This window comes from Burkholderia sp. BCC1047 (assembly GCF_902833155.1).
GTDB lineage: Bacteria > Pseudomonadota > Gammaproteobacteria > Burkholderiales > Burkholderiaceae > Burkholderia > Burkholderia sola.
Genome location: NZ_CADFEH010000036.1, coordinates 74,133 through 84,366, shown reverse-complemented (window position 1 = coordinate 84,366; position 10,234 = coordinate 74,133). Strand labels below are relative to the sequence as shown.

General features: G+C 67.1%; 6 protein-coding genes. 4 read left to right on the top strand and 2 right to left on the bottom strand.

Features of this window, described 5'->3' with window-relative positions:
- Nucleotides 1–1,112: ShlB/FhaC/HecB family hemolysin secretion/activation protein (locus HWX55_RS29230; RefSeq protein WP_244140674.1), on the top strand; the 1,112-nt coding region annotated here is incomplete at its 5' end.
- A 212-nt stretch (nucleotides 1,113–1,324) separates the two neighbouring features.
- Here HWX55_RS29230 and HWX55_RS29225 read toward each other — a convergent pair.
- Together HWX55_RS29225 and HWX55_RS29220 are read right to left on the bottom strand one after the other, a co-directional pair.
- The gene (locus HWX55_RS29225; protein ID WP_175978257.1) at nucleotides 1,325–2,596 is read right to left on the bottom strand and encodes a M23 family metallopeptidase; all 1,272 of its coding nucleotides are present in this window, start codon (nucleotides 2,594–2,596) and stop codon (nucleotides 1,325–1,327) included.
- A gap of 339 nt (nucleotides 2,597–2,935) precedes the next feature.
- Entirely contained in the window at nucleotides 2,936–3,583 is a 648-nt protein-coding gene (locus HWX55_RS29220; RefSeq protein ID WP_124556425.1) for a TetR family transcriptional regulator, read from the bottom strand.
- A gap of 151 nt (nucleotides 3,584–3,734) precedes the next feature.
- On the opposite strand from HWX55_RS29220, the gene HWX55_RS29215 reads away from it, so the two are divergent.
- From HWX55_RS29215 to HWX55_RS29205, 3 genes are read left to right on the top strand one after another with little or no spacing between them, the layout of a single operon-like run.
- Nucleotides 3,735–4,937 (top strand): MexX/AxyX family multidrug efflux RND transporter periplasmic adaptor subunit, encoded by a 1,203-nt coding sequence (locus tag HWX55_RS29215; RefSeq protein ID WP_175978256.1) that lies wholly within the window; start codon nucleotides 3,735–3,737, stop codon nucleotides 4,935–4,937.
- A gap of 15 nt (nucleotides 4,938–4,952) precedes the next feature.
- Nucleotides 4,953–8,093, top strand: coding sequence for a multidrug efflux RND transporter permease subunit (locus HWX55_RS29210; RefSeq protein WP_175978255.1), 3,141 nt, complete (start codon nucleotides 4,953–4,955; stop codon nucleotides 8,091–8,093).
- Nucleotides 8,093–9,553: an efflux transporter outer membrane subunit gene (locus tag HWX55_RS29205; protein WP_175978262.1), complete on the top strand. Its 1,461-nt coding sequence runs from the start codon at nucleotides 8,093–8,095 to the stop codon at nucleotides 9,551–9,553. The genes HWX55_RS29210 and HWX55_RS29205 overlap by 1 nt, the downstream gene beginning before the upstream one ends.
- Nucleotides 9,554–10,234 lie beyond the last annotated feature (681 nt).

The following is a 10,234-nucleotide window of genomic DNA, read 5'->3' as shown; positions in this document are numbered from 1 at the left end:
CGTTTCAGAAACAGCACGACACAGCCAAAAAAGGAGAGAAAGAAGACCCAGATACCCACCGAATAACCCGCAAAGCTGGTCCAAGGGGTGGGTCAGAATTCAATGCAAATCGTGGGTCAGGATTCCATGCAAATCAACAGCAAGGCAACCTGTCGCTCGGCATCGACAACCCGCTCGGCCTGAACGACGTCTTCAACATCGGCGTGAGCCAGGACCTCGAATTCGGCGACAAGCGTCTCGGTTCGCACGGATGGAACGGCTTCTACTCGATTCCGTGGGGCTACTGGACGGCCACGCTGTCCGCCTACACGAACACGTACTACCAGCAAATTGCCGGCGTGAACCAGACATTCGTCGCGAGCGGCAATTCGAAGACGGTCGATTTCAAGCTGGCCCGCGTGCTGTCGCGTAGTCAGAACGATGTATTCGGCGCATACGTTCGCCTGTCGCGTCGCTTCGGCCAAAGCTTTATCGAAGACACCGAGATTTCGCAGCAGCGCCGCAATAACACGATGATCGAACTCGGCCTGACCGATCGCCACTATTTCGGCGGCGCACAGCTCGACGGCTCGCTTGCATATCGTCAAGGCGTCGGTGGGTTGGGGGCTCAGCACGATACGTTGGCTGAGGGAGGCGGACCGACCTATCGGTTCAAGATGGCGGTGCTCGACGCGAACCTGTCGGTGCCGTTCGCGATCGGCAAGCAGCCATTCCGCTATGTCGGCACATTCCACGGCCAGTACACCGGAAACACGCTTTACTACATCGACGATTTGACGATTGGCAGTCGCTATACGGTGCGTGGTTTCGACGGCGAAACGATGCTCGCCGCAGCACGCGGCTTCTACTGGCGCAACGAACTGCAGGCGCCGATCGGGCAGACGGGGCAGGCAGTTTATGTGGGACTCGACTATGGTCGCGTATGGGGCCCGCAGCCTGTGGCCCTCGTCGGGACGCAATTGGCGGGCGCCGTGATCGGCATAAAAGGCAGCGTGGGCACGCGATTCGGAGCCTATGCGTACGATCTTTTCGCAGGTACGCCCGTCTACAAGCCGTCGGGTTTTCCGACTGCGCGAGTGACGCTCGGTTTTCAGGTGACTGCTCAGTTCTGAATAAACGCGGTCTTGTTTGTCAGGAGAGGGCCTATCTCGGTCAACTACGGGGGTAGGTGCACACCGCCGACGGTATCGAGCGCAGGTCTGCTTTTACCTCGTGCCAAAACATTGGCTCAAGCGCGTGACCAGCTGACGGTGTAGAGAAGAGCGCGGGAGCATTCTGACAACCGTACGCTCTTCTCTAACCACCAGGACCGTATGCGTCGGAGTCAGCCTCGTTCCGCCGAGTAGTGCGTATCAAAAACCGCCCGCAACGTCGACGGACCGGTCGCAAAATCCCCCCACAGCGGCCCGTCGTTCTGCGCGAACGCGAATGGCGTCTTATTGATCGACGCGAGGCGGAAGCGCCATTGCGCGGCTTCCTGGCGGAATGCGGTGAGCTGCATGTCGGACAGCCCCGTCTGCGCGTTCGCGAGCGTGACGAGCGGATCGACCGGATCGTTCGCGACCCGCACCTCGAAATGCAGGTGCGGGCCGGTGGCCGCGCCCGTCATCCCGACCGAGCCGATGCGCTGGCCCTGCTTCACGGTTTCGCCGACCTTCAGCCCGCGAGCGTACGCGGACAGGTGCGCGTAGTAGGTCGAATAGCCGTCCGCATGATCGACGATCACATAGCGGCCGTAGCCGCCCGGATCGGTGCCGACGAACGACACGACGCCGTCGGCCGCCGCATCGACCGGCGTGCCGCTCGGCGCGGCGAGATCGACGCCCGTATGGAACGCCATCGCCTGCGACAACGGATGGACGCGCTCGCCGAAGAACGAACTGATGCGCGTCCACTTGACCGGCATCGTGAACGCGGCGGCTTCGAGCGGCGAACCGTCGAGCGTGTAGTACGCACCGTGCTCGGCGCCCGGCGCGCGGAACCAGATCGCGCCGAACGTGCGGCCGGCGACGCGCAACTCGAGCGCGGTGAGGCGCGGCGTGCCGTCGTTCGTGTCGAACGCGACGCGGTAATAGTCGCCGCGCTGCGCACTCGCGCGCATCGCGACCTTGCCGGTGACGAGGTCGCCGAGCTGGATGCGCACTTCGGGCGGCACGTCGAGACGGTTCAGCGTATCGGACAGCGTGAGCTCGATGTCGCCCGCGCGCATCCCTTGCCGGTGATCGGGCGACGCGAACTGGAACAGGCTCGTGTAGCCGAGCATGTCGTTGCGATGCGCGCTGAGCGGCGCGAACAGGCCCGGCTGCAGGCTGCGATCGTTGCGATCGACGTGTTCGTTGCGCTCGCCGATCGTGCGGGCGAGTTCGCTCGTCACGAAATGCTGCGCGGTGGGAAACGGCGTATCGGACAGCACGCGCTGCGGCAGCGCGGCCGTGCCCGAATCGACGGCGCCCGGCAATTGCGACACGGCCGGCAGCGCGGCGGCGAGGCCGAATGCGGCGAGGGCGCCGAGCACGGCGGCCGGCACGAGCGCGCGCACGGCGCGCTGCGCGCGACCGGGCGCGACGGCATCAGGGGTTGCGACAGACTTGACCAAGGTGTCCACATCCAGGAAAGCGGTTCAAAGGGGTGTGGGCGGGGGCCGCCGGCGGCACATCCGTCGAACGGCGACGGGGCGGGCGGCGGGCGTGCAACAAAACAGGCCCCGCCAGGGGCCTGTGTCGTTTCCGTTCGACCCAACCTGCGGGGCGGTGCCCGCTTCGAACGGCGGCGTGCATACCGGGTCGAACCCGGTTATCACGAAGACGCTAAAGAAAGATGACAGCGTCAGTCTACCGATGTTCCGCGAAACGTTAAAAATTTTAAAGAGGGTCGGCTCACTCGTTTCGCACTGCGGTAAATCGGGTTAAATCAGCATTTATTACGACGATTTCCGCTAGTCCGGCAATTTTTGCGCGCGTCTGCGCAGGGCGCCGGACGTGCGCACGGCGTCGAAACCGGCGTCGAGCATCGCCTCGGCGTCATTCCACAGATTGCCGCGCAGCCGGTTGGTCCAGATCATCGACGCGAACACGCCTTCGAGCAGCGACACGAGATAGACGGCGGCCAGATGCACGTCGAGATCGGCGGCGACTTCGCCGGCCGCGATCGCGCGACGCAGCAGCGCCTTCGTGATCCGCAGCATCTGCAGCTCGAGCAGCATGCGGCGCCGCTGCAGCGCGCCGTTTTCCTCGCTCTGCTCGCATTTCGTATAGAGGATCACGAGCACGCGCTGCATCGGGCCCGGCTCGCCGCATTCCTGCAGGTAGTGCGACGCGGCGCGCCGCAGCGTGGCGAGCGGCGGCAGGCCGTCGCCCGCGTCGAACCCCTCGGACGTGCGCGCGAACGCGCGGTCGCACATCGCCAGACACACTTCCATCTTGTTGCGGTAGTGGCCGTAGACGGCGCCCCGCGACATCCCGGCGGCCTCGGCGAGGTCCGCCATCGCGGTTTGCGCGACGCCTCTTTCGAGCAGCACGAGCTCGGCGGCGTCGAGGATCCGGTGCTTGATGGCGAGCGATTCTTCCCGGGTCTTGCGGGCCATGTCGTGAAATTCCTTACAGTTCGCTGTCGTTTTATTGAGACAGTGCGTCAGCCGGATGGAAAGCGGATGTATTTAATCAGTCGTGACTGATTATAATCGGCCACCCTGAGCCGCCGCATTGTATCGGCGGCGAACGATCCGAGGTCAGAACATGAATAACAAACGCACCCTGTGGCGCCGCATGCGGCTGGCGCCGTTCGCGCTCGCGGCGCTGCTGGCCGTGGCCGGATGCGGAAAGGGCGACAAGGACGCCGAGCCGGAGACAGCGAAGCAGGCCACCGTCGTGACGGTGCGCCCGACGGCCGTGCCGATGACGGTCGAACTGCCGGGCCGGCTCGACGCATACCGGCAGGCGGAAGTCCGCGCACGGGTCGCGGGCATCGTCACCGCGCGCACCTACGAGGAAGGCCAGGAAGTGAAGCAGGGCGCGGTGCTGTTCCGCATCGATCCCGCGCCGCTGAAGGCCGCGCGCGACGCCGCGCAGGGCGCGCTCGCGAAGGCGCAGGCCGCCGCGCTCGCGGCGACCGACAAGCGCCGCCGTTACGACGATCTCGTGCGCGATCGCGCGGTGAGCGAGCGCGACCACACCGAAGCCGTCGCGGCCGATACGCAGGCGAAGGCCGAGGTCGCGTCCGCGAAGGCCGAACTCGCGCGCGCGCAACTGCAGCTCGACTACGCGACCGTCACCGCGCCGATCGCGGGCCGTGCACGGCGCGCGCTCGTGACCGAGGGCGCGCTCGTCGGCCAGGACCAGGCGACGCCGCTCACGACCGTCGAGCAGCTCGATCCGATCTACGTGAACTTCTCGCAGCCGGCCGCCGACGTCGACGCATTGCGTCGCGCGGTGAAGAGCGGGCGCGCGACGGGCATCGCGCAGCACGACGTCGCGGTGACGCTGCTGCGCGCCGACGGCACCGCGTATCCGCTGAAGGGCAAGCTGCTGTTCAGCGATCTCGCGGTCGATCCGACCACCGACACCGTCGCGATGCGCGCGCTGTTCCCGAATCCGGAGCGCGAGCTGCTGCCGGGCGCGTATGTGCGGATCGCGCTCGACACGGCGGTCGACCGGCGCGCGATCCTCGTGCCGCGAGACGCGCTGCTGCGCACGGCCGACCGTACGTCGGTGCGTGTCGTCGGCGCGAACGGCAAGGTCAAGGACGTCGAGGTCACGGCCGACCAGATGAGCGGCCATGACTGGCGCATCACGCGCGGCCTTGCGGGCGGCGAGCGCGTGATCGTCGACGACGTCGCGCAGTTCGCGCCCGATACGGCCGTCCAGCCCGTCGAAAAGGCGCCGCCGTCGAAGGCGGCGCCGGCAGCGGCCGCTTCGCAGGCGGCCGCCCGTCAAACCTGACCGGTTCAAACCAACATGGCACGTTTCTTCATCGATCGCCCCGTCTTCGCATGGGTGATCGCGATCTTCATCATGCTGGGCGGCCTGTTCGCGATTCGCGCGCTGCCCGTCGCGCAGTACCCGGACATCGCGCCGCCCGTCGTCAGCATTTATGCGACGTACCCGGGCGCGTCCGCGCAGGTCGTCGAGGAATCGGTGACCGCGCTGATCGAGCGCGAGATGAACGGCGCGCCGGGGCTGCTGTATACGTCCGCGACGAGCAGCGCCGGCGCGGCGTCGCTGTACCTGACGTTCAAGCAGGGCGTGAACGCCGATCTCGCGGCCGTCGAAGTGCAGAACCGGCTGAAGACGGTCGACGCGCGCCTGCCCGAGCCCGTGCGCCGCGACGGCATCCAGGTCGAGAAGGCCGCCGACAATATCCAGCTCGTCGTGTCGCTGACGTCCGACGACGGCCGGATGACCGACGTGCAGCTCGGCGAATACGCGTCGGCGAACGTCGTGCAGGCGCTGCGCCGCGTCGAGGGCGTCGGCAAGGTGCAGTTCTGGGGCGCCGAATATGCGATGCGGATCTGGCCCGACCCGGTGAAGCTGGCCGGGCACGGGCTCACCGCGTCGGACATCGCGTCGGCCGTGCGCGCGCACAACGCACGCGTGACGATCGGCGACATCGGCCGCAGCGCGGTGCCGGACAGCGCGCCGATCGCGGCGACCGTGTTCGCGGACGCGCCGCTGAAGACGCCAGCCGATTTCGGCGCGATCGCGCTGCGCGCGCGGGCCGACGGCGCCGCGCTGTTCCTGCGCGACGTCGCGCGCGTCGAATTCGGCGGCAACGACTACAACTATCCGTCGTACGTGAACGGCAAGGTCGCGACCGGGATGGGCATCAAGCTCGCGCCGGGTTCGAACGCGGTGTCCACCGAGAAGCGCGTGCGCGCGACGATGGACGAGCTGTCCCGATACTTCCCGCCGGGCGTGAAATACCAGATTCCGTATGAGACGTCGTCGTTCGTGCGCGTGTCGATGAACAAGGTCGTCACGACGCTGATCGAGGCCGGCGTGCTGGTGTTCCTCGTGATGTTCCTGTTCATGCAGAACCTGCGCGCGACGCTGATTCCGACGCTCGTCGTGCCGGTCGCGCTCGCGGGCACGTTCGGCGTGATGTACGCGGCCGGCTTCTCGATCAACGTGCTGACGATGTTCGGGATGGTGCTCGCGATCGGCATCCTCGTCGACGACGCGATCGTCGTCGTCGAGAACGTCGAGCGGCTGATGGTCGAGGAGGGGCTCGCGCCGTACGACGCGACCGTCAAGGCGATGCAGCAGATCAGCGGCGCGATCGTCGGGATCACCGTGGTGCTGACGTCGGTGTTCGTGCCGATGGCGTTCTTCGGCGGCGCGGTGGGCAACATCTACCGGCAGTTCGCGCTGTCGCTCGCGGTGTCGATCGGCTTCTCGGCCTTCCTCGCGCTGTCGCTGACGCCCGCGCTGTGCGCGACGCTGCTCAAGCCGGTGGCCGGCGACCATCACGAGAAGCGCGGCTTCTTCGGCGGGTTCAACCGCTTCGTCGCGCGCGCGACGCAGCGCTATGCGACGCGGGTCGGCACGATGCTGAAGAAGCCGCTGCGCTGGCTCGTCGTGTACGGCGCGCTGACCGCGGCCGCGGTGCTGATGCTCACGCAGTTGCCGACCGCGTTCCTGCCGGACGAGGACCAGGGCAACTTCATGGTGATGGTGATCCGCCCGCAAGGCACGCCGCTCGCGGAAACGATGCAGAGCGTGCGCGCGGTCGAGTCGGCGATCCGCCGCGACGAGCCGACCGCCTATACGTACGCGCTCGGCGGCTTCAACCTGTACGGCGAAGGGCCGAACGGCGGGATGATCTTCGTCACGCTGAAGAACTGGAAGGAACGCAAGGCCGTGCGCGATCACGTGCAGTCGATCGTCGCGCGCATCAACGAGCGCTTCGCGGGCACGTCGAACACGACGGTGTTCGCGATGAATTCGCCGGCGCTGCCCGATCTCGGTTCGTCGAGCGGCTTCGACTTCCGGCTGCAGAACCGCGGCGGGCTCGACTACGCGACGTTCAGCGCCGCGCGCGAGCAACTGCTCGCGGCGGGCGGCAAGGATCGCGCGCTCACCGATCTCATGTTCGCGGGCACGCAGGACGCGCCGCAACTGAAGCTCGACATCGATCGCGCGAAGGCGTCCGCGCTCGGCGTGTCGATGGACGAGATCAACACGACGCTCGCGGTGATGTTCGGCTCCGACTATATCGGCGACTTCATGCACGGCACGCAGGTGCGGCGCGTGATGGTGCAGGCCGACGGGCGGCACCGGCTCGATCCGGACGACGTGAAGAAGCTGCGCGTGCGCAACGCGCGCGGCGAGATGGTGCCGCTCGCGGCGTTCACGACGCTGCACTGGACGATGGGGCCGCCGCAGCTCACGCGCTACAACGGCTATCCGTCGTTCACGATCAACGGCTCGGCCGCAGCCGGCCACAGCAGCGGCGACGCGATGGCCGCGATCGAGCGGATCGCCGCGAAGCTGCCGGCCGGCATCGGCCATGCGTGGTCGGGGCAGTCGTTCGAGGAGCGGCTGTCGGGCGCGCAGGCGCCGATGCTGTTCGCGCTGTCGGTGCTCGTCGTGTTCCTCGCGCTCGCGGCGTTGTACGAGAGCTGGTCGATTCCGTTTGCGGTGATGCTGGTCGTCCCGCTCGGCGTGATCGGCGCCGTCCTCGGCGTGACGCTGCGGACGATGCCGAACGACATCTATTTCAAGGTGGGGCTGATCGCGACGATCGGGCTGTCCGCGAAGAACGCGATCCTGATCGTCGAAGTCGCGAAGGATCTCGTCGCGCAGCGCATGTCGCTCGTCGACGCGGCGCTCGAGGCCGCGCGCCTGCGGCTGCGGCCGATCGTGATGACGTCGCTCGCGTTCGGCGTCGGCGTGCTGCCGCTCGCGTTCGCGTCGGGCGCCGCGTCCGGCGCGCAGACGGCGATCGGCACCGGCGTGCTCGGCGGCGTGATCACGGCGACCGTGCTCGCGGTGTTTCTCGTCCCGCTGTTTTTCGTGATCGTCGGCCGCCTGTTCGACGTCGGCCCACGCCGGCGCGGCGGTGCGCAGCCGACGACGATGGAGGGTTCGCAACCATGATGTTCGCGCTGAATCCACGCGCCGCGCGGCGCGTGCCGGTCGCGCTGGCCGCCGCGCTCGCGCTCGCCGGGTGCTCGCTCGCGCCGCGTTACGAGCGCCCGGCGGCGCCGGTGCCGGCGTCCTATGCGCCGGTCGACGGCAGTACGGCGCCGGCGGCCCAATCGGCCGCGGCACGGGATGCCGCGCTGCTCGACGACTGGCATGCGTATTTCACCGATCCGGCGCTGCAGGCGTGGATCGACGCGGCGCTCGCGAACAATCGCGACCTGCGGATCGCGGCCGGCCGGCTCGAGGAAGCGCGCGCGCTGTACGGCGTGCAGCGCGCGGACCGCATGCCGTCGGTCGACGCGAATCTCGGCTACGAACGCGCGCGCCAGTACGACCCGGTCGTGCGCGAAAGCGCGATCAGCGGGCTGTATCGTGCGGGCGTCGGCGTCAGCGCATACGAGCTCGATCTGTTCGGCCGGGTGCGCAACCTGTCCGACGCGGCGCTCGCCGAGTATTTCGCGACCGCCGACGCGCAGCGCACGGTCCGCATCGGCGTGATCGCCGAAGTGGCGGGCGCGTACGTTTCCGAGCGATCGTTGCACGAGCAACTGGCGCTCGCTGAGCGCACGCTCGAAGCCCGCGAACGGATGGCCGCGCTCACGCAACGCCGCTATGCCGCCGGCACGAGCGACGCGATCGAGCTGCGTTCGGACGAGATGCTGGTGGCGTCCGCGCGCGCGTCGCAGGCCGCGCTGCAGCGCGAGCATGCGCAGGCCGTACAGGCGCTGCAACTGCTGGCGGGCGACTTCGCGCGCAACGTGCCCGACGACGCGACCGCGCTCGACACGCTGTCGATCGCGCCCGTGGCGCCGGGCGCACCGAGCGAACTGCTCGAACGGCGGCCGGACATCCGGCAGGCCGAGGCGCGGCTGAAGGCGGCGAACGCGAACATCGGCGCGGCGCGCGCGGCGTTCTTCCCGCGCGTCGCGCTGACGACCGACTACGGCTCGGTGAGCGACGCGTTCTCGAGCCTGTTCGCGGCCGGCACCAGCGTGTGGACGTTCGCGCCGCGCATCACGCTGCCGATCTTCGCGGGCGGTCGCAATCGCGCGAACCTCGACGTCGCGCACGCGCGCAAGGACATCGCGGTCGCCGAATACGAGAAGGCGGTGCAGACCGCGTTTCGCGAAGTGGCCGATGCGTTCGCCGCGCGCGACTGGATCGACCGGCAGCTTGCCGCGCAGCAGGACGTATATGCGGCGGACGGCGCGCGGCTGAGGCTCGCGGAGCGCCGCTATGCGGGCGGCGTCGCGACCTATCTCGAGCTGCTCGACGCGCAGCGCAGCACGTACGAGTCGGGGCAGGAGCTGATCCGGCTCAGGCAGCTCCGGCTCGCGAACGCGATCGCGCTGTATCGCGCGCTCGGCGGCGGCTGGGCGCCGGCCACGGCGGAGGCCGCGGCTTCCGCGTGACGTGCGACGCGTCGCCTGACGCGGCAGCGTGTCGGGCGGCATGACGGCGGCCGTACGATTCAACGTGCGGCCGCTGCTTCGACAGCGCGTGATGCCCGTCGTTTCGCCGCGCGGCATCGGCGCTTCCTGGCGCTGTTCCGCGCCTCCTTTTCATCTCCCGGCAGGGCGGAGCGGTTGCTTCCCTGCCACCCGCATCCGGCGACCGGTCGTGTCGCTCCCGGCGCAAACGTGTGCCGCGTCCTTTCCTTTTTCATCTCGTCCAATCCGGCAAGCCAGCCGCGTTCCAGCGGCCGCGCATGCATGCGATTCAAGATCGGTAATTGACGAATGGATTAATCAATATATTGGAATTAATGATGGCGGCAAAGTGTCGCAGTAAAACGTTTGTATTCTCGCGCAATCGTTTGCGCGATCAATTCATATTGATGGAATGCCATTGTTAATTTCCTGTCAGTTGAAAATGATTCGATATTGGCGTTGTAATCGGACAACGATGGCGGTGTTGGACAATGTTTTGTCCTTTGAGTGGCGGTCCTGCGCAAGCCAGCACCAGCAAGGAAGTACGCGGCGTCGATGATTATCGGCAAGAAATTCCCTTAATCTTCAATCGGTTCCGGAAAATCAAAAAGGACTGCGGATAAAAAATCCGGGATTGAAAATGGAAGGGAAATAATGAGGTTT

Bases quoted from the DNA above. Each gene is read 5' to 3' on its own strand.
- HWX55_RS29220 (WP_124556425.1), bottom strand. From the start codon at position 3,583: ATGGCCCGCAAGACCCGGGAAGAATCGCTCGCCATCAAGCACCGGATC.
- HWX55_RS29215 (WP_175978256.1), top strand. From the start codon at position 3,735: ATGAATAACAAACGCACCCTGTGGCGCCGCATGCGGCTGGCGCCGTTC.
- HWX55_RS29210 (WP_175978255.1), top strand. From the start codon at position 4,953: ATGGCACGTTTCTTCATCGATCGCCCCGTCTTCGCATGGGTGATCGCG.
- HWX55_RS29205 (WP_175978262.1), top strand. From the start codon at position 8,093: ATGTTCGCGCTGAATCCACGCGCCGCGCGGCGCGTGCCGGTCGCGCTG.